Below are 19,742 nucleotides of genomic sequence, written 5' to 3'. Positions count from 1 at the left end.
GACTCCACGCCGATGATAGTGCGGATTGCCCGTGTGAAAGTAGGTAATCGTCAGGCTCCCCAGCAGCATCAGAAACCCCACCCCACAAAGGGTGGGGTTTCTGCGTTTACGGCAGCACTGCGATCACTACCATATAAGTGAGAGCGTTTGGGTTTGGAGCAGTCGAGCAAGGCTTGACATTGAGCGGTTGTTCCCCCATAATCATCAGTTCTCTGCGGAGGGGTGCCCGAGTGGCTAAAGGGGGCAGACTGTAAATCTGTTGGCTTACGCCTACGTTGGTTCGAATCCAACCTCCTCCACCAGAATGCAAGTTGCAGTAGTTGTTGGGAATCCATGATCCTTGCGGGTGTAGCTCAATGGTAGAGCAGAAGCCTTCCAAGCTTACGACGAGGGTTCGATTCCCTTCACCCGCTCCAGCATACAAAAGTAGCGCCCATGTGGCTCAGTGGTAGAGCACTCCCTTGGTAAGGGAGAGGTCGGCAGTTCGATCCTGCCCATGGGCACCAGAAGTACTCGGTGATTGTTTGCGCCCGGCGCAACGTACGGAAAAATCCTCTTAGGAGTCGAAAATGGCCAAGGGTAAGTTTGAGCGGACCAAGCCGCACGTGAACGTCGGCACGATCGGTCACGTTGACCACGGCAAGACCACGCTGACGGCAGCGATCACGACGGTTCTGACGCAGAAGTTCGGCGGCGAAGCGAAGGCATACGACCAGATCGACGCGGCGCCGGAAGAAAAGGCACGTGGTATCACGATCAACACGGCGCACGTCGAGTACGAAACGGCTAATCGCCACTACGCACACGTTGACTGCCCGGGCCACGCTGACTATGTGAAGAACATGATCACGGGCGCCGCGCAGATGGACGGCGCGATCCTGGTGTGCTCGGCCGCTGACGGCCCGATGCCGCAAACGCGTGAGCACATTCTGCTGGCGCGTCAGGTCGGTGTGCCGTACATCATCGTGTTCCTGAACAAGTGCGACATGGTGGACGACGCCGAGCTGCTGGAGCTGGTCGAGATGGAAGTGCGCGAGCTTCTGTCGAAGTACGACTTCCCGGGCGACGACACGCCGATCATCAAGGGTTCGGCGAAGCTGGCGCTCGAGGGCGACAAGGGCGAACTCGGCGAAGTGGCGATCATGAATCTGGCCGACGCGCTGGATACGTACATCCCGACGCCGGAGCGCGCAGTGGACGGCGCGTTCCTGATGCCGGTGGAAGACGTGTTCTCGATCTCGGGTCGCGGCACGGTGGTGACGGGTCGCGTGGAGCGTGGCGTCGTGAAGGTCGGCGAGGAAATCGAAATCGTCGGTATCAAGCCGACGGTGAAGACGACGTGCACGGGCGTGGAAATGTTCCGCAAGCTGCTCGACCAGGGTCAGGCGGGCGACAACGTCGGTATCCTGCTGCGCGGCACGAAGCGCGAAGACGTGGAGCGTGGCCAGGTGCTGGCCAAGCCGGGTTCGATCAACCCGCACACGCACTTCACGGCTGAGGTGTACGTGCTGAGCAAGGACGAAGGCGGCCGTCACACGCCGTTCTTCAACAACTATCGTCCGCAGTTCTACTTCCGCACGACGGACGTGACGGGCTCGATCGAGTTGCCGAAGGACAAGGAAATGGTCATGCCGGGCGACAACGTGTCGATCACGGTGAAGCTGATCAACCCGATCGCGATGGAAGAAGGTCTGCGTTTCGCTATCCGTGAAGGCGGCCGTACCGTCGGCGCAGGTGTCGTTGCCAAGATTCTCGAGTAACGCCAGATAGTTCTCGTTAATCTGTAGTTTCGGGGTTGGCGGTGTCGTCAACCCCAAATGGTTTAGGGGTATAGCTCAACTGGCAGAGCGTCGGTCTCCAAAACCGAAGGTTGGGGGTTCGATTCCCTCTGCCCCTGCCAACTCTCGCGTCAACTGTGGCGCTTCGTTAAGGTGTTATGGCGAATCCTTCCGTCGAAACTGTAAATACATCCGGCGACAAGCTGATGCTCGTCGCGGGCGTATTGCTGGTCTTGGCCGGGTTCGTGGGGTTCTTCTGGCTTAATGGTCAGGAATGGTACGTCCGCGGAGCCGCCTTGGCTGTTGGTGCAATCGCGGGTGTTGCAGTCGGTCTTCTCTCCGCGCCTGGCAAGGGTTTCATCGCTTTCGCCAAAGATTCGTACAAGGAAGTCCGCAAGGTCGTCTGGCCGACTCGCAAAGAGGCGACTCAAACGACGTTGGTGGTGTTCGGCTTCGTGTTCGTGATGGCGATCTTTCTGTGGGTTAGTGATAAATCCATCGAATGGGCGATTTTCTCGGTGATTCTGGGTTGGAAATGATATGAGCGATACTCCGGCATCTCCGAGCGGCAAACGTTGGTACGTCGTGCACGCCTACTCCGGTATGGAGAAGAGCGTGCAACGTGCACTTCAGGAGCGCATTGAACGCGCTGGCATGCAAGACCAGTTCGGTCAGATCCTCGTCCCAACCGAAGAGGTTGTCGAGGTGAAAGGCGGTCACAAATCGGTGACTGAGCGTCGTTTCTTCCCCGGTTACGTGCTGGTTGAGATGGAAATGACGGATGAGACGTGGCACCTCGTGAAGAACACGGCGAAGGTCACGGGCTTCGTAGGCGGTGCGCGTAATCGGCCGAGTCCGATCTCTCCGCGCGAAGTCGAGAAGATCATGTCGCAGATGCAGGAAGGCGTGGAGAAGCCGCGTCCGAAGACCCTGTTTGAAGTGGGCGAGATGGTTCGCGTGAAGGACGGTCCTTTCACCGATTTCAACGGCAGCGTCGAAGAAGTGAACTACGAAAAGTCGCGCGTTCGTGTTTCCGTTACAATCTTCGGCCGCGCTACGCCGGTCGAGCTGGAATTCGGCCAAGTCGAGAAGTTGTAATCCAGATTTTACGCAGCGCGCCGGTCGGCGCGTTTCGTATTTCGCGCTTACGGCCCGCGTAATGGCCGTTGAGGAGCGCAAGTAGCCGGGTTTCCGGCGAACGCGCGCTACTACTCACTGAACGTTCGCTTGCAATGTGACGTTCCAACGAGGTTTTCAACATGGCAAAGAAAATCATCGGCTTTATCAAGCTGCAGATTCCTGCAGGTAAAGCCAACCCGTCGCCGCCGGTCGGTCCGGCACTGGGTCAGCGCGGTCTGAACATCATGGAGTTCTGCAAGGCGTTTAACGCGCAGACTCAAGCACTGGAACCGGGTTTGCCGATTCCGGTCGTGATTACCGCGTTTGCTGACAAGAGCTTCACATTCGTCCTGAAGACGCCGCCGGCAACGGTTCTGATCAAGAAGGCAGCGAAGATCGACAAGGGTTCGAGCAAGCCGCACACCGACAAGGTCGGCAAGATCACCCGCGCTCAAGCTGAAGACATCGCCAAGACCAAGATGCCCGATCTGACGGCAGCTGATCTGGACGCAGCGGTTCGTACTATCGCTGGTAGCGCCCGCTCGATGGGCATCACCGTGGAGGGCGTGTAAATGGCTAAGCTTTCTAAGCGTCTGCAGGCTTTTGCAGCAAAGGTTGACCGTCAGAAGCTGTACCCGATCGACGACGCTCTGTCGCTGGTTAAGGAGTGCGCAAGCGCGAAGTTCGACGAATCGATCGACGTGGCAGTGCAACTCGGCATCGATGCGAAGAAATCGGACCAGGTAGTTCGCGGTTCGGTCGTCCTCCCGGCAGGTACGGGCAAGTCGGTTCGCGTCGCCGTGTTCGCACAGGGCGAAAAGGCTGAACAGGCTCGCGCAGCCGGCGCTGAAGTCGTCGGTATGGAAGACCTGGCTGAACAGGTCAAGGCTGGCAAGCTGGACTTCGACATCGTGATCGCTTCGCCGGACACGATGCGCGTGGTCGGTACGCTCGGTCAGATCCTCGGCCCGCGCGGCCTGATGCCGAACCCGAAGGTTGGCACGGTCACGCCGGACGTCGCAACGGCGGTGAAGAATGCCAAGGCTGGTCAAGTGCAATTCCGTGTCGACAAGGCCGGTATCATTCACGCCACCATCGGTCGTGCTTCGTTCGAGCCGACGGCTCTGCGTAGCAACCTGAGCGCTCTCATCGACGCGCTGCAGAAGGCTAAGCCGGCGACGAGCAAGGGTGTTTACCTGCGTAAGGTTGCACTGTCGAGCACGATGGGCGTCGGCGTTCGCGTCGATCAGACGTCGCTCGCTGCACAGTAAGTAATTCATCGCCTCGATGAAAGTCGGGGCGTTTATGGGCTTTGGGCGGTTGCGAGATGACAGTAGTTGGCATCGCGCAACCGGTTGTCAAAGACCGTTGGCGGGTTCGCAGCAGGTAGGCGGACTCTTAATGTAAAGCCAACGCAGATGGCGAACCCGAAAAGGTTTTGTAGTGATGAAGCCGTTAGATGCTTGCAGCAGTGCGGGTGTCGAGCGGTCGAAATACTCCTGACTGGTCGGACGCCGTTATTGAATGCGGTACACAAGGCGCACGCCGCGTGTATCGAATCTGGAGGTTAACCGTGCCACTCAACAAAGAAAGCAAGCAGGCCGTCGTCGCTGAGGTTGCCGCGCAAGTCGCGAAAGCCCAGACCGTGGTTCTGGCTGAGTATCGTGGGATCACGGTTGGCGATCTGACCAAGCTGCGCGCGAAAGCGCGTGAGCAACAGGTTTACCTTCGCGTGTTGAAAAACACGCTGGCGCGTCGCGCTGTCGAAGGTACCCCGTTCGCTCCGCTGGCAGAGCAGATGACTGGCCCCCTGATCTACGGCATCTCGGAAGATGCAATTGCTGCTGCTAAGGTCGTCAATGACTTCAGCAAGAGCAATGACAAGTTGGTCATCAAGGCTGGCGCCTACGAAGGCAACGTGATGGACAAGGCGGGCGTGCAAGCGCTGGCCAACATCCCGAGCCGCGAGGAGCTGCTCTCCAAGCTGTTGTTCGTTATGCAAGCACCTGTTTCTGGCTTCGCGCGCGCTCTGGCCGCGCTGGCAGAAAAGAAACAAGGCGAAGAATCCGCTGCGTAATGCACTTCAGCCGAGCGTAATTGATCGCTAGCTGTATCCGAATTCAATTTAGGAGTATTTCAAATGGCAATCGCAAAAGAAGACATCCTCGAAGCCGTAGGCTCGATGTCGGTTCTGGAACTGAACGAGCTGGTTAAGGCGTTCGAAGAAAAGTTTGGCGTGTCGGCAGCTGCTGTTGCAGTGGCAGGCCCCGCAGGTGCAGGCGGCGGCGCTGCTGCAGCTGAAGAGCAAACCGAATTCACGGTCAACCTGGTTGAAGTTGGCGCGAACAAGGTTTCCGTCATTAAGGCAGTTCGTGAACTGACGGGTCTCGGCCTGAAGGAAGCGAAGGATCTGGTCGACGGTGCACCGAAGCCTGTGAAGGAAGCGGTACCGAAGGCTGCTGCTGAAGAAGCCAAGAAGAAGCTGGAAGAAGCCGGCGCGAAGGCTGAAATCAAGTAAGTTTCAGCGCGCTGTGCGAAGGCTGGCGGTTTTCCACCGCCGGCCTTTTTGTGCTTTGTGGGGGGCGCGTTTTTGCATCGCTGTTTGGCAATAATGCGACTCCCAGAAGCCAAAGAAAACCGCCTATCGGCAACATCGACCGGCGCTTCTCTTTGTCTTCTGAAGCGACTGCAGAAGGCAAGTTTGGTCGGGTAGCGGTTAAGGTTCCATGCGACAGGCATCCGCTGCCGTCAGCCAGCGGTTGGTAGAGGCCAACCACCAAGCTTCTAGGCTCGTTCAAGCCATCGGACGGCCATCGGGTCTCAGTCGGTGAACACTCGGGTTGTCTCATCAAGGTATCCTGCCTCGACAACAATGCCCGCCGTGATTCGGAGATCGTATGCAATATTCCTTCACCGAGAAGAAGCGTATTCGCAAGAGTTTTGCGAAGCGCCCCATCGTTCACCAAGTACCTTTCCTGCTGGCTACCCAGCTTGAATCATTCAGCACGTTTCTGCAAGCAGACACGTCCTCCACGCAACGCAAGCCGGAAGGCCTGCAGGCCGCGTTCACATCCGTCTTTCCCATTGTTTCGCACAACGGGTTCGCACGTCTCGAGTTCGTCAGCTACATGCTGTCGCCGCCGGCATTCAACATCAAGGAATGTCAGCAGCGCGGTTTGACGTACTGTTCGGCACTGCGCGCCAAGGTGCGCCTGGTGCTGCTCGACAAGGAATCGCCGAGCAAGCCGGTCGTCAAGGAAGTGAAGGAACAGGAAGTGTACATGGGCGAAATTCCGCTCATGACGCCGACGGGTTCGTTCGTCATTAACGGCACGGAGCGTGTGATCGTTTCGCAGCTGCACCGTTCGCCTGGCGTGTTCTTCGAACACGACAAGGGCAAGACGCACAGCTCGGGCAAGCTCCTGTTTTCGGCACGTATCATTCCTTACCGCGGTTCGTGGCTCGATTTCGAGTTCGACCCGAAGGACGTGCTGTACTTCCGCGTCGACCGTCGCCGCAAGATGCCGGTCACGATCCTGCTGAAGGCAATCGGCCTCACCCCGGAACAGATCCTCGCAAACTTCTTCGTGTTCGATAACTTCACGCTGATGCCGGAAGGCGCGCAAATGGAGTTCGTGCCGGAGCGTCTGCGTGGCGAAGTCGCGCGTTTCGACATCACGGACCGTGATGGCAACGTGATCGTTCAGAAGGACAAGCGGATCAACGCGAAGCATATTCGCGATCTGGACAACGCGAAGACCAAGTTCATCTCGGTCCCGGAAGACTATCTGCTTGGCCGCGTGCTGGCGAAAAACGTCGTCGACGGCGACACCGGTGAAGTCATTGCCAACGCGAACGACGAAATTACCGAAACCGTCCTCGAGAAGCTGCGCGAGTCGAAGATCAAAGACATCCAGACGCTCTACACGAACGATCTGGACCAGGGTCCGTACATCTCGTCGACGCTGCGTATCGACGAAACCGCGGACAAGATGGCCGCTCGCATCGCAATCTACCGCATGATGCGCCCGGGCGAACCGCCGACCGAAGAAGCGGTCGAGGCGCTGTTCAACCGACTGTTCTATAGCGAAGACGCATACGACCTGTCCAAGGTGGGCCGTATGAAGTTCAATCGTCGCGTGGGCCGCGACGAGATCGTCGGACCGATGACGCTGCAAGACGACGACATCCTCGCCACGATCAAGATCCTGGTCGAACTGCGTAACGGCAAGGGCGAAGTCGACGACATCGACCACTTGGGCAATCGCCGTGTGCGTTGCGTCGGCGAACTGGCGGAAAACCAGTTCCGCGCCGGTCTCGTGCGTGTCGAACGTGCTGTGAAGGAACGCCTCGGCCAGGCCGAAAGCGAAAACCTGATGCCGCACGACCTGATCAACTCGAAGCCGATTTCGTCGGCGATTCGCGAGTTCTTCGGTTCGTCGCAGCTGTCGCAGTTCATGGACCAGACGAATCCGCTGTCGGAAATCACCCACAAGCGCCGTGTCTCGGCCCTTGGCCCGGGCGGCTTGACGCGTGAGCGCGCAGGCTTTGAAGTCCGCGACGTGCACCCGACGCACTATGGTCGTGTCTGCCCGATCGAAACGCCTGAAGGTCCGAACATCGGCCTGATCAACTCGCTCGCTCTGTACGCGCACCTGAACGAATACGGCTTCCTCGAAACGCCGTATCGCAAGGTTGTGGACGGCAAGGTGACCGACCAGATCGATTACCTGTCGGCGATCGAAGAAGGCCGTTACGTGATCGCTCAGGCGAACGCGGCAGTGGCTGAAGACGGCACGCTGACCGACGAACTCGTTTCGTCGCGTGAAGCGGGCGAAACGTTGATGGTCACGCCGGACCGCATCCAGTACATGGACGTGGCGCCGTCGCAGATCGTGTCGGTGGCTGCATCGCTGATTCCGTTCCTTGAGCACGATGACGCGAACCGCGCGTTGATGGGCTCGAACATGCAGCGTCAGGCTGTACCGTGTCTGCGTCCTGAAAAGGCCGTGGTCGGTACGGGCATCGAGCGCACGGTTGCGGTCGACTCGGGTACGACCGTTCAGGCATTCCGCGGCGGTGTGGTCGATTACGTCGACGCAGGCCGTATGGTGATTCGCGTGAACGACGATGAAGCCGTTGCTGGCGACGTCGGCGTGGACATCTACAACCTGATCAAGTACACGCGTTCGAACCAGAACACGAACATCAACCAGCGCCCGATCGTGAAGGTCGGCGACATCGTGTCGCGTGGCGACGTGCTGGCTGACGGTGCATCGACCGATCTGGGTGAACTGGCTCTCGGCCAGAACATGCTGGTCGCGTTCATGCCGTGGAACGGCTACAACTTCGAAGACTCGATTTTGATCTCGGAGAAGGTGGTTGCCGACGACCGTTACACGTCGATCCACATCGAAGAACTGAATGTCGTGGCTCGCGACACGAAGCTCGGACCGGAAGAAATCACGCGCGACATCTCGAACCTGGCTGAAGTGCAACTCGGCCGTCTCGACGAGTCGGGCATCGTCTACATCGGCGCGGAAGTCGAAGCAGGCGACGTGCTGGTCGGTAAGGTCACGCCGAAGGGCGAAACCCAGCTGACGCCGGAAGAAAAGCTGCTGCGCGCGATCTTCGGTGAAAAGGCTTCGGACGTGAAGGACACGTCGCTGCGCGTGCCGTCGGGCATGAGCGGCACGGTGATCGACGTCCAGGTGTTCACGCGTGAAGGCATTCAGCGCGACAAGCGTGCGCAACAGATCATCGACGATGAACTGAAGCGTTATCGCCTCGACCTGAACGACCAGCTGCGCATCGTGGAAGGCGACGCGTTCCAGCGTCTCGCACGTATGCTCGACGGCAAGGTCGCGAACGGCGGTCCGAAGAAGCTGGCAAAGGGCACGAAGATCGAACAGGCTTACCTGCAAGATCTGGATCATTACCACTGGTTCGACATCCGCCTCGCGGACGAAGAAGCAGCGGCACAGCTCGAAGCTATCAAGGACTCGATCGAACAGAAGCGTCACCAGTTCGATCTGGCGTTCGAAGAAAAGCGCAAGAAACTCACGCAAGGCGACGAACTGCCGCCGGGCGTGCTGAAGATGGTCAAGGTGTATCTGGCAGTCAAGCGCCGCTTGCAGCCTGGCGACAAGATGGCCGGCCGTCACGGTAACAAGGGTGTCGTGTCGAAGATCGTGCCGATCGAAGACATGCCGTACATGGCCGACGGCCGTCCGGCTGACGTCGTTCTGAACCCGCTCGGCGTGCCGTCGCGGATGAACGTGGGTCAGGTTCTCGAAGTGCATCTGGGTTGGGCCGCGAAGGGTCTCGGCTGGCGTATCGGCGAAATGCTGCAGCGTCAGGCGAAGATCGCTGAACTGCGCGAATTCCTGACCAAGATCTACAACGAGTCGGGCCGCGCCGAAGAGCTGGACAGCTTCACCGACGACGAAATCGTCGAACTGGCGAAGAACCTGCGCGAAGGCGTGCCGTTCGCAACGCCGGTGTTCGACGGTGCGACGGAAGAAGAAATGTCGCGCGCGCTGGATCTGGCATTCCCGGACGACATCGCGAAGAACCTCGGCATGACGCCGTCGAAGAATCAGGTTCGTCTGTACGACGGCCGCACCGGCGAAATGTTCGAACGTACGGTGACTGTCGGCTACATGCACTACCTGAAACTGCACCACCTGGTCGACGACAAGATGCACGCGCGTTCCACGGGCCCGTACTCGCTCGTTACGCAGCAGCCGTTGGGCGGTAAGGCGCAGTTCGGTGGCCAGCGTTTCGGTGAAATGGAAGTGTGGGCGCTCGAAGCGTACGGCGCATCGTACGTGCTGCAGGAAATGCTGACGGTGAAGTCGGACGACGTGACAGGCCGGACCAAGGTGTACGAGAACCTGGTCAAGGGCGATCACGTGATCGATGCAGGCATGCCGGAATCCTTCAACGTGTTGGTGAAGGAAATCCGCTCGCTCGGTATCGACATCGACCTCGACCGCAACTAATCGGACTACTGGAGAGAAGCGATGAAAGCTTTGCTCGATCTATTCAAGCAAGTCCAACAACCTGAAGTTTTTGACGCGATCAAGATCGGTCTGGCCTCGCCGGACAAGATCCGTTCGTGGTCGTTCGGTGAAGTGAAGAAGCCGGAAACCATCAACTACCGGACGTTCAAGCCGGAACGCGATGGTTTGTTCTGCGCGAAGATTTTCGGGCCGATCAAAGACTACGAATGCCTTTGCGGCAAGTACAAGCGCCTGAAGCACCGTGGCGTGATCTGCGAGAAGTGCGGCGTCGAAGTGACGCTGGCGAAGGTGCGTCGCGAACGGATGGGCCACATTGAACTGGCCTCGCCGGTTGCGCACATCTGGTTCCTGAAGTCGCTGCCGTCGCGTCTGGGCATGGTGCTCGACATGACGCTGCGCGACATCGAACGCGTGCTGTACTTCGAAGCATATGTGGTGATCGACCCGGGCATGACGCCGCTGAAAGCGCGGCAGATCATGACCGAAGAGGATTACTACAACAAGGTCGAAGAATACGGTGACGAATTCCGTGCCGAAATGGGCGCGGAAGGCGTTCGCGAGTTGCTGCGCGCGATCAACATCGACGAACAGGTTGAAATGCTCCGTACCGAACTCAAGAACACGGGTTCGGAAGCGAAGATCAAGAAGTACGCGAAGCGCCTGAAGGTGCTCGAGGCTTTCCAGCGTTCGGGCATCAAGCCTGACTGGATGGTGCTCGAAGTGCTGCCGGTGCTGCCGCCGGAACTGCGTCCGCTGGTGCCGCTGGATGGCGGCCGCTTCGCGACGTCGGACCTGAACGACCTGTATCGCCGCGTGATCAACCGTAACAACCGGTTGAAGCGTCTGCTCGAACTGAAGGCGCCTGAAATCATCGTCCGCAACGAAAAGCGGATGCTGCAGGAAGCCGTCGATTCGCTGCTCGACAACGGTCGTCGTGGTAAGGCAATGACCGGCGCGAACAAGCGTCCGCTGAAGTCGCTCGCTGACATGATCAAGGGTAAGGGCGGTCGTTTCCGTCAGAACTTGCTCGGTAAGCGCGTTGACTACTCGGGCCGTTCGGTGATCGTGGTCGGCCCGACGCTCAAGCTGCATCAGTGCGGTCTGCCGAAGCTGATGGCGCTCGAACTGTTCAAGCCGTTCATCTTCAACAAGCTCGAAGTGATGGGTGTTGCTACCACCATTAAGGCTGCGAAGAAGGAAGTCGAGAACCAGACGCCGGTGGTGTGGGACATCCTCGAAGAGGTGATCCGCGAGCATCCGGTCATGCTGAACCGCGCGCCTACGCTGCACCGTCTTGGCATTCAGGCTTTCGAGCCGGTGCTGATCGAAGGTAAGGCAATCCAGCTGCACCCGCTCGTTTGCGCGGCGTTCAACGCCGACTTCGACGGTGACCAGATGGCTGTTCACGTTCCGCTGTCGCTCGAAGCGCAGATGGAAGCACGCACGCTGATGCTGGCGTCGAACAACGTCCTGTTCCCGGCTAACGGCGATCCGTCGATCGTGCCGTCGCAGGATATCGTGCTCGGTCTGTACTACGCGACCCGTGAAGCCGTGAACGCGAAGGGCGAAGGCCTGACGTTCACGGGCGTCTCGGAAGCGCTGCGTGCATACGAGAACAAGGAAGTCGAGCTCGCCTCGCGCGTCAACGTGCGGATCACCGAAATGGTCCACAACGAAGACAAGTCGGAAGGTGCGCCGGCGTTCGTGCCGAAGATCTCGCTGTACGCGACGACCGTCGGCCGTGCAATCCTGTCGGAAATTTTGCCGCCGGGCCTGCCGTTCTCGGTGCTGAACAAGCCGCTGAAGAAGAAGGAAATCTCGCGTCTGATCAACACCGCATTCCGCAAATGCGGTCTGCGTGAAACGGTGATTTTCGCCGACCAGTTGATGCAGTCGGGTTTCCGTCTGGCCACTCGCGCTGGTATCTCGATCTGCGTCGACGACATGCTCGTGCCGCCGCAGAAGGAAACCATCGTCGGCGACGCCGCGAAGAAGGTAAAGGAATACGACCGTCAGTACATGTCGGGTCTCGTCACGTCGCAAGAGCGCTACAACAACGTGGTCGACATCTGGTCGGCAACGTCGGAAGCGGTCGGCAAGGCGATGATGGAGCAGCTCTCGACGGAACCGGTGGTCGATCGCGACGGCAACGAAACGCGTCAGGAATCGTTCAACTCCATCTACATGATGGCGGACTCGGGCGCTCGTGGTTCCGCGGTTCAGATTCGTCAGCTGGCCGGTATGCGTGGCCTGATGGCGAAGCCGGACGGCTCGATCATCGAGACGCCGATTACGGCGAACTTCCGTGAAGGTCTGAACGTGTTGCAGTACTTCATCTCGACCCACGGCGCACGTAAGGGTCTGGCTGATACGGCACTGAAGACGGCAAACTCCGGTTACCTGACGCGACGTCTTGTCGACGTGACGCAGGATCTGGTGGTGGTCGAGGACGATTGCGGTACGTCCAACGGCGTTGCCATGAAGGCGTTGGTCGAAGGCGGTGAAGTCGTCGAAGCACTGCGTGATCGTATTCTCGGTCGCGTGGCGGTGGCTGACGTCGTCAATCCGGAATCGCAGGAAACGCTGTACGAAGCGGGCAGCCTGCTCGACGAAGATGCGGTCGAGGAAATCGAACGCCTCGGCATCGACGAAGTGCGCGTGCGTACGCCGCTTACTTGCGAAACGCGTTACGGTCTGTGCGCAGCCTGCTACGGCCGCGACCTGGGCCGCGGCTCGCTCGTGAACGTCGGTGAGGCAGTCGGTGTGATCGCTGCTCAGTCGATCGGTGAGCCGGGCACGCAGCTGACCATGCGTACGTTCCACATCGGTGGTGCGGCGTCGCGTGCGGCAGTGGCTTCGTCGGTTGAAGCCAAGTCGAACGGTACGGTGCGTTTCACGTCGACGATGCGTTACGTCACCAACGCGAAGGGCGAGCAGATCGTCATCTCGCGTTCGGGCGAAGCGATGATCACCGACGACCACGGTCGCGAGCGCGAACGTCACAAGGTGCCGTACGGCGCGACGCTGTTGCAGCTGGACGGCGCGCAGATCAAGGCCGGCACGCAACTGGCGACGTGGGACCCGTTGACGCGTCCGATCATCACCGAGTGGGGCGGTACGGTGAAGTTCGAAAACGTCGAAGAAGGCGTGACGGTTGCGAAGCAGATCGACGATGTGACGGGTCTGTCCACGCTGGTGGTGATCGACGTGAAGCGTCGCGGTTCGCAAGCGGCGAAGACGGTACGTCCGCAGGTCAAGCTGCTCGATGCGAACGGCGAAGAAGTCAAGATCCCGAACACCGAGCACTCGGTGCAGATCGGCTTCCAGGTCGGCGCGCTGATTACCGTAAAGGACGGTCAGCAAGTGCAGGTCGGTGAAGTGCTGGCACGTATCCCGGTCGAGTCGCAGAAGACGCGTGACATCACCGGCGGTCTGCCGCGCGTGGCCGAGCTGTTCGAAGCACGTTCACCGAAGGACGCCGGCATTCTCGCGGAAGTCACCGGCACGACGTCGTTCGGTAAGGACACGAAGGGTAAGCAGCGTCTCGTTATCACGGACCTCGACGGTGAGCAGCACGAGTTCCTGATCGCGAAGGAAAAGCAGGTTCTGGTTCACGATGGTCAGGTCGTCAACAAGGGCGAAATGATCGTGGACGGTCCGGCCGATCCGCACGACATCCTGCGTTTGCAGGGTATTGAAGCGCTGTCGCGTTATATCGTGGACGAAGTGCAGGACGTGTACCGTCTGCAAGGCGTGAAGATCAACGACAAGCACATTGAAGTGATTGTTCGTCAGATGCTGCGCCGCGTGCAGATTACGGACAACGGCGATACGCGTTTCATCCCGGGCGAACAGGTCGAGCGGTCGGATATGCTCGACGAAAACGACCGTATGATCGCGGAAGACAAGCGTCCGGCAACGTACGAAAACGTGTTGCTCGGTATCACGAAGGCGTCGCTGTCGACCGATTCGTTCATCTCCGCGGCGTCGTTCCAGGAAACGACCCGCGTGCTGACCGAAGCGGCGATTATGGGCAAGCGTGACGACCTGCGTGGTTTGAAGGAAAACGTGATCGTCGGCCGTTTGATTCCGGCCGGTACGGGTCTCGCGTTCCACAAGGCACGCAAGAGCAAGGAACTGTCCGACCGCGAGCGTTTCGATCAGATCGCAGCGGAAGAGTCGTTCGAATTCGGTACGCCGGAAACCCCGGCCGCCGAACAGCAGCACTCAGGCGAGTAAGTCCCGGCGGCGCAAGCCGCTTGGGGTTCTAGCCAGCGAAGCCGCTCAGTTTCGACTGAGCGGCTTTTTTTGCGCCGCTTTGTTACGCGTTCTTGTCCATTCGTAGGCCAGATGGCTAACGTTGTTGCAAAGCGCGGGCGCAGCGCGAATGCGTTGGTAAAATTCGTGTCACCCGCTTTACGCTGCTTCTCTCAAATTCATGTCCCGTCCGCTCGAAATCCTCAACGAAGTTTTTGGTTACCCCGCGTTCAGAGGACAGCAAGGCGAAATTGTCGAACACGTCGCCGGCGGCGGCGACTGTCTCGTGCTGATGCCGACGGGCGGCGGCAAATCGCTGTGTTATCAGATCCCGTCGCTGGTGCGACGCGAGGGCGGCTTCGGCACGGGTATCGTCGTCTCGCCGTTGATCGCCCTGATGCAGGATCAAGTCGCCGCGCTCACGGAAGTCGGCGTGCGCGCCGCTTACCTGAACTCCACGCTTTCGAGCGCCGAAGCAATGGCCACCGAGCGCGCCTTGCGGGACGGCGACATAGATCTCCTCTATGTGGCGCCCGAACGTTTGATGACGCCGCGCTTCCAGGAGTTGCTGGAGCGTACTCGCATCGGACTCTTCGCGATCGACGAAGCGCATTGCGTCTCGCAATGGGGGCACGACTTCCGCCCTGAATATATTCAGCTCTCGGTACTGCACGAGCGCTTTCCGAATGTGCCGCGTATCGCGCTGACGGCCACCGCGGACGCCATCACGCGCGACGAGATTATTCACCGCCTTGCACTCGACGACGCGCGCATCTTCGTCTCGAGTTTCGACCGGCCGAATATCCGTTATCGCATCGTCGAAAAGGACAATGCGCGTACGCAGTTGCTCGACTTTATTCGCGCTGAACACACGCGGGCGGATGGTACAACCGACGCTGGGGTGGTCTATTGCCTGTCCCGGCGCAAGGTCGAAGAGACGGCCGAATGGTTGAAGGAAAAGGGTATGCGCGCGTTGCCGTATCACGCGGGCATGGAATTCGAGACGCGCCAGAAACATCAGGAGATGTTTCAGCGCGAGGAAGGCATTGTGATGTGTGCGACCATCGCGTTCGGCATGGGCATCGACAAGCCGGACGTGCGTTTTGTCGCTCACCTCGATTTGCCGAAGAGCGTCGAAGGGTATTACCAGGAAACCGGTCGCGCCGGCCGCGACGGCATGCCGGCCAATGCATGGATGGCCTATGGTCTCGGCGACGTCGTCCAGCAGCGCAAGATGATCGACGAGTCTGACGCGGACGACGCACACAAGCGCGTCCAGACCGGCAAGCTGGATGCGTTGCTGGGTCTGTGCGAAGCGGCGACGTGCCGGCGCGTGCGCCTTCTCGCGTATTTCGGCGAATCGAGCAAGCCTTGCGGTAATTGCGACAACTGCCTTGAGCCACCCGACACGTGGGACGCGACGCGCGAGTCGCAGATGGCGCTGTCGTGTGTGTTTCGCGCGCAGCGGGCGAGCGGTTTTCACTTCGGCGCAGGTCATCTCATAGACATTCTGCGCGGCAATCGCAGTGAAAAGATCCTGCAGCGCGGGCATGAAAAACTGACCACATTCGGTATCGGCGCGGCGCTCGGCGAACCGGAGTGGCGCGCGGTGTTTCGCCAGCTCGTGGCGTTCGGCTATCTGACAGTCGATCACGAAGGGTTCGGCTCGCTGGTTCTCACCGAGGCGAGCAAGCCCGTTCTAAAAGGCGAGCAGAACGTCACGATGCGCCGGTATGTAAAGCCCACGCGTACCCGCCAGTCGTCCGGTCGAACCAGCGAACGAGCGGATCCCACGATCGGCATGGGTCCGCGGGAACGCGCGCGCTGGGATCGGTTACGCGCATGGCGCACAGAAACCGCGAAAAGCGACGGCGTACCCGCGTATGTGATTTTCCACGACGCGACGCTTGCGGAGATTGCTCGCAACGGTCCCGATTCGATTGAGGATTTGCGCGCCATTCCGGGCATGGGAGCGCGCAAGCTCGATCGTTTCGGGGACGAACTGCTGGAAGTCGTCGCCGCTGATTAGGCCAGACGCCGTCGCCCGCTAAGGTGCGCAGGTCTGCGAAACATCGCAACCTGTTGACTCCCTTAGCCTTTTCGGAATATTATGCTAGGTTCCGGTCTTTGGGATGCTCGCGCGCGGACTCCGTCCACGTACTTGCAATCGAAGCCGGAAGTTCGATGCGCAATCGTTTCTGCTTTGCCCGGAAACATATGCGTCGATTTTGTTCAATTTCAGGAATAGACAATGCCAACCATCAATCAACTGGTTCGCAAAGGCCGCGCGTCGGAAACGACGAAGAGCAAGAGCCCGGCCTTGCAGGACTGCCCCCAGCGTCGAGGCGTGTGCACCCGTGTGTACACCACGACGCCGAAAAAGCCGAACTCGGCACTGCGTAAGGTTGCGAAGGTGCGCCTCACGAACGGTTTCGAAGTCATTTCGTACATCGGTGGTGAAGGCCACAACCTGCAGGAACACTCGGTCGTGCTGATTCGTGGCGGCCGTGTGAAGGACTTGCCGGGTGTGCGTTACCACATGGTTCGCGGCTCGCTGGATACCCAGGGCGTCAAGGATCGTAAGCAGGCTCGCTCGAAGTACGGCGCGAAGCGTGCAAAAGCTGGCAAGTAATTGGCCGGTCAGGTAGTACAGGTCGCCTGCAAAGGCGGTAATAGCGGTGGTGCCGGAATCGCCGGTGCTGTCGAGTAAGTGGTCACCCGACCGGGCTGGTAAGTCGTTAGAGATGAATCGGGTTAGTTGGTGGCCGCGGGGCTAAAACAGCTCCAACTGAAAAGTCAAAGGAAGAAACATGCCGCGTCGTCGCGAAGTCCCCAAGCGGGAAGTGTTGCCGGATCCGAAGTTCGGTAACGTTGATGTAGCTAAGTTCATGAACGTGCTGATGCTCTCCGGCAAGAAGTCGGTTGCCGAGCGCATTGTGTACGGCGCTTTCGAACAGATCCAGACCAAGGGTGGCAAGGACCCGCTGGAAGTGTTCACGGTAGCGCTCAACAACGTCAAGCCGGTGGTCGAAGTCAAGAGCCGCCGCGTTGGTGGTGCGAACTATCAGGTTCCGGTCGAAGTGCGCCCGTCGCGTCGTATGGCATTGGCGATGCGTTGGCTGCGTGAAGCCGCGAAGAAGCGCAGCGAGAAGTCGATGGCCCTGCGTCTGGCAGGTGAACTTTCCGAAGCGGCCGAAGGCCGTGGCGGCGCAATGAAGAAGCGCGACGAAGTTCACCGGATGGCAGAAGCCAACAAGGCGTTCTCGCATTTCCGTTTCTAAGCTTCCCGAATCCGGGTTTAGCAGACAAAACGGAAAGAAATTCCGGGCGGGTGCGCTTACAAAGCGCCTCGCCCGTTTGTGTTACAGCGCGATGGGTATTTTCTCGCATCGCGTCATCCCAATAGAGGATCAAAGTGGCTCGCAAGACACCTATCGAGCGCTACCGTAACATCGGTATTAGCGCTCACATCGACGCCGGCAAAACGACGACGACCGAGCGCATCCTGTTCTACACGGGCGTGAACCACAAGATTGGTGAAGTTCACGACGGCGCTGCCACCATGGACTGGATGGAGCAGGAGCAGGAACGCGGCATCACGATTACGTCGGCTGCTACGACGGCGTTCTGGAAAGGCATGGCCGGCGACCGCGCTGAGCACCGCATCAACATCATCGACACCCCGGGCCACGTCGACTTCACGATTGAAGTTGAGCGCTCGATGCGCGTGCTCGACGGCGCGTGCATGGTGTACTGCGCTGTGGGCGGCGTGCAGCCCCAGTCGGAAACCGTGTGGCGTCAGGCTAACAAGTACAAGGTTCCCCGTCTCGCGTTCATCAACAAGATGGACCGTACCGGCGCGAACTTCTTCAAGGTTTACGACCAGCTGAAGCTGCGTCTGAAGGCAAACCCGGTTCCGGTCGTGGTGCCTATCGGCGCAGAAGAAAACTTCACGGGCGTCGTCGATCTGCTGAAGATGAAGGCGATCATTTGGGATGAAGCTTCCCAGGGCACGAAGTTCTCGTACGAAGAAATTCCGGCTGAACTCGCCGACACGTGCAATGAATGGCGTGAAAAGATGGTCGAAGCGGCGGCTGAATCGAGCGAAGATCTGATGAACAAGTACCTCGAGTCGGGCGAACTGACGGAAGAGGAAATCATCAAGGGTCTGCGTGACCGTACGATCGCTTGCGAAATCCAGCCGATGCTGTGCGGCACCGCGTTCAAGAACAAGGGCGTGCAACGCATGCTGGACGCCGTGCTCGATTTCCTGCCGTCGCCGATCGACATCCCGCCGGTTACCGGCGAGCTGGAAAACGGTGAGCAAGGCGAGCGCCGCGCTGCTGACGACGAAAAGTTCTCGGCTCTGGCATTCAAGATCATGACCGACCCGTTCGTCGGCCAGCTGATTTTCTTCCGCGTGTACTCGGGCGTCGTGAATTCGGGCGACACCGTGCTGAACGCGACCAAAGACAAGAAGGAACGTCTGGGTCGTATTCTGCAGATGCACGCGAACCAGCGCGAAGAAATCAAGGAAGTTCGCGCGGGCGACATCGCCGCGGCAGTCGGCCTGAAAGACGCGACGACCGGCGACACCCTGTGCGATCCGCAAAACCCGATCGTGCTCGAACGCATGATTTTCCCGGAGCCGGTGATTTCGCAGGCGGTTGAGCCGAAGACGAAGCCTGACCAGGAAAAAATGGGTCTGGCGCTGAACCGTCTGGCACAAGAAGATCCGTCGTTCCGCGTTCAAACGGACGAAGAATCGGGCCAAACCATTATTTCGGGCATGGGCGAGCTCCACCTGGAAATTCTGGTTGACCGTATGAAGCGCGAATTCGGCGTGGAAGCGACCGTCGGCAAGCCGCAGGTTGCTTACCGTGAAACGATTCGTGGCAAGGCAGAAGACGTTGACGGCAAGTTCGTCAAGCAGTCGGGTGGTCGCGGCCAGTACGGCCACGCGGTCATCACGCTCGAGCCGAACGAGCAAGGCAAGGGTTACGAGTTCCTCGACGAGATCAAGGGCGGCGTGATTCCGCGCGAATACATCCCGGCGGTGGACAAGGGTATTCAGGAAACGCTGAAGGCAGGCGTGCTGGCAGGCTTCCCGGTTGTCGACGTCAAGGTTCACCTGACGTTCGGTTCGTACCACGACGTTGACTCGAACGAAAATGCGTTCCGCATGGCCGGCTCGATGGCGTTCAAGGAAGCAATGCGCAAGGCTCAACCGGTCATCCTCGAACCGATGATGGCTGTGGAAGTCGAAACGCCGGAAGACTACATGGGCAACGTGATGGGCGACCTGTCGGGCCGTCGCGGTATCGTTCAGGGTATGGACGATATGGTCGGCGGTGGCAAGATTGTTCGCGCCGAAGTGCCGCTGTCGGAAATGTTCGGCTACTCGACGTCGCTGCGTTCGCTGACCCAAGGTCGCGCAACGTATACGATGGAGTTCAAGCACTACTCCGAAGCACCGCGTAACGTGTCCGAAGCGATCATCAACGCGAAGTCGAAGTAATTGCGCGGCAAGTCATTCAACGATTAACTTTTTGAAAGAAGAGAA

The 19,742-nt window shown here is 59.1% G+C and carries 13 protein-coding genes and 4 tRNA genes; all 17 read left to right on the top strand.

Translation table 11 applies throughout. From position 1 onward, the window contains the following. Positions 1-216: 216 nt before the first annotated feature. The 17 genes from JMY24_RS30085 (at position 217) to fusA (ending at position 19,697) form a co-directional block, all read left to right on the top strand. Positions 217-302, top strand: a tRNA-Tyr gene (locus JMY24_RS30085). Between the two features lie 40 nt (positions 303-342). Further along, a tRNA-Gly gene (locus JMY24_RS30080) sits at positions 343-416 on the top strand. Positions 417-431: 15 nt separating this feature from the next. Further along, positions 432-506, top strand: a tRNA-Thr gene (locus JMY24_RS30075). 63 nt (positions 507-569) lie between these two features. Beyond that, the gene (tuf, locus tag JMY24_RS30070; protein WP_012434572.1) at positions 570-1,760 is read left to right on the top strand and encodes an elongation factor Tu; all 1,191 of its coding nucleotides are present in this window, start codon (positions 570-572) and stop codon (positions 1,758-1,760) included. 64 nt (positions 1,761-1,824) lie between these two features. Next, positions 1,825-1,900: transfer RNA gene (locus JMY24_RS30065), tRNA-Trp, on the top strand. Positions 1,901-1,936: 36 nt separating this feature from the next. Next, entirely contained in the window at positions 1,937-2,317 is a 381-nt protein-coding gene (gene secE, locus JMY24_RS30060) for a preprotein translocase subunit SecE (protein WP_015003929.1), read from the top strand. A gap of 1 nt (position 2,318) precedes the next feature. Then, positions 2,319-2,876, top strand: coding sequence for a transcription termination/antitermination protein NusG (gene nusG, locus JMY24_RS30055; protein ID WP_007180147.1), 558 nt, complete (start codon positions 2,319-2,321; stop codon positions 2,874-2,876). 161 nt (positions 2,877-3,037) lie between these two features. Beyond that, positions 3,038-3,469 (top strand): 50S ribosomal protein L11, encoded by a 432-nt coding sequence (rplK, locus tag JMY24_RS30050; protein ID WP_007180146.1) that lies wholly within the window; start codon positions 3,038-3,040, stop codon positions 3,467-3,469. Then, positions 3,470-4,168, top strand: a complete 699-nt coding sequence (gene rplA, locus JMY24_RS30045) for a 50S ribosomal protein L1 (protein ID WP_128595945.1) — start codon at positions 3,470-3,472, stop codon at positions 4,166-4,168. 302 nt (positions 4,169-4,470) lie between these two features. Continuing rightward, positions 4,471-4,974 (top strand): 50S ribosomal protein L10, encoded by a 504-nt coding sequence (rplJ, locus tag JMY24_RS30040; RefSeq protein WP_013340748.1) that lies wholly within the window; start codon positions 4,471-4,473, stop codon positions 4,972-4,974. Positions 4,975-5,037: 63 nt separating this feature from the next. Next, a complete protein-coding gene (rplL, locus tag JMY24_RS30035; protein WP_094781735.1) occupies positions 5,038-5,415 on the top strand; it encodes a 50S ribosomal protein L7/L12 in 378 nt (125 codons plus the stop codon). 379 nt (positions 5,416-5,794) lie between these two features. After that, positions 5,795-9,901 (top strand): DNA-directed RNA polymerase subunit beta, encoded by a 4,107-nt coding sequence (gene rpoB, locus JMY24_RS30030; protein WP_020071564.1) that lies wholly within the window; start codon positions 5,795-5,797, stop codon positions 9,899-9,901. A 21-nt stretch (positions 9,902-9,922) separates the two neighbouring features. Then, positions 9,923-14,161 (top strand): DNA-directed RNA polymerase subunit beta', encoded by a 4,239-nt coding sequence (gene rpoC / locus JMY24_RS30025; RefSeq protein ID WP_128586189.1) that lies wholly within the window; start codon positions 9,923-9,925, stop codon positions 14,159-14,161. Between the two features lie 199 nt (positions 14,162-14,360). Then, a complete protein-coding gene (recQ, locus tag JMY24_RS30020; RefSeq protein WP_128595944.1) occupies positions 14,361-16,208 on the top strand; it encodes a DNA helicase RecQ in 1,848 nt (615 codons plus the stop codon). Between the two features lie 222 nt (positions 16,209-16,430). Next, on the top strand, positions 16,431-16,811 hold the full coding sequence (rpsL, locus tag JMY24_RS30015; RefSeq protein ID WP_006998493.1) for a 30S ribosomal protein S12: 381 nt from the start codon (positions 16,431-16,433) through the stop codon (positions 16,809-16,811). A 178-nt stretch (positions 16,812-16,989) separates the two neighbouring features. Next, complete coding sequence (gene rpsG, locus JMY24_RS30010; protein ID WP_006053291.1) at positions 16,990-17,460, top strand: 30S ribosomal protein S7; 471 nt, start codon at positions 16,990-16,992, stop codon at positions 17,458-17,460. 134 nt (positions 17,461-17,594) lie between these two features. After that, positions 17,595-19,697 (top strand): elongation factor G, encoded by a 2,103-nt coding sequence (gene fusA, locus JMY24_RS30005; RefSeq protein WP_128586188.1) that lies wholly within the window; start codon positions 17,595-17,597, stop codon positions 19,695-19,697. Positions 19,698-19,742: the final 45 nt, after the last annotated feature.

Source organism: Paraburkholderia kirstenboschensis (assembly GCF_904848585.1).
Lineage (GTDB): Bacteria > Pseudomonadota > Gammaproteobacteria > Burkholderiales > Burkholderiaceae > Paraburkholderia > Paraburkholderia kirstenboschensis.
This window is presented reverse-complemented; position numbering and strand designations above follow the sequence as displayed.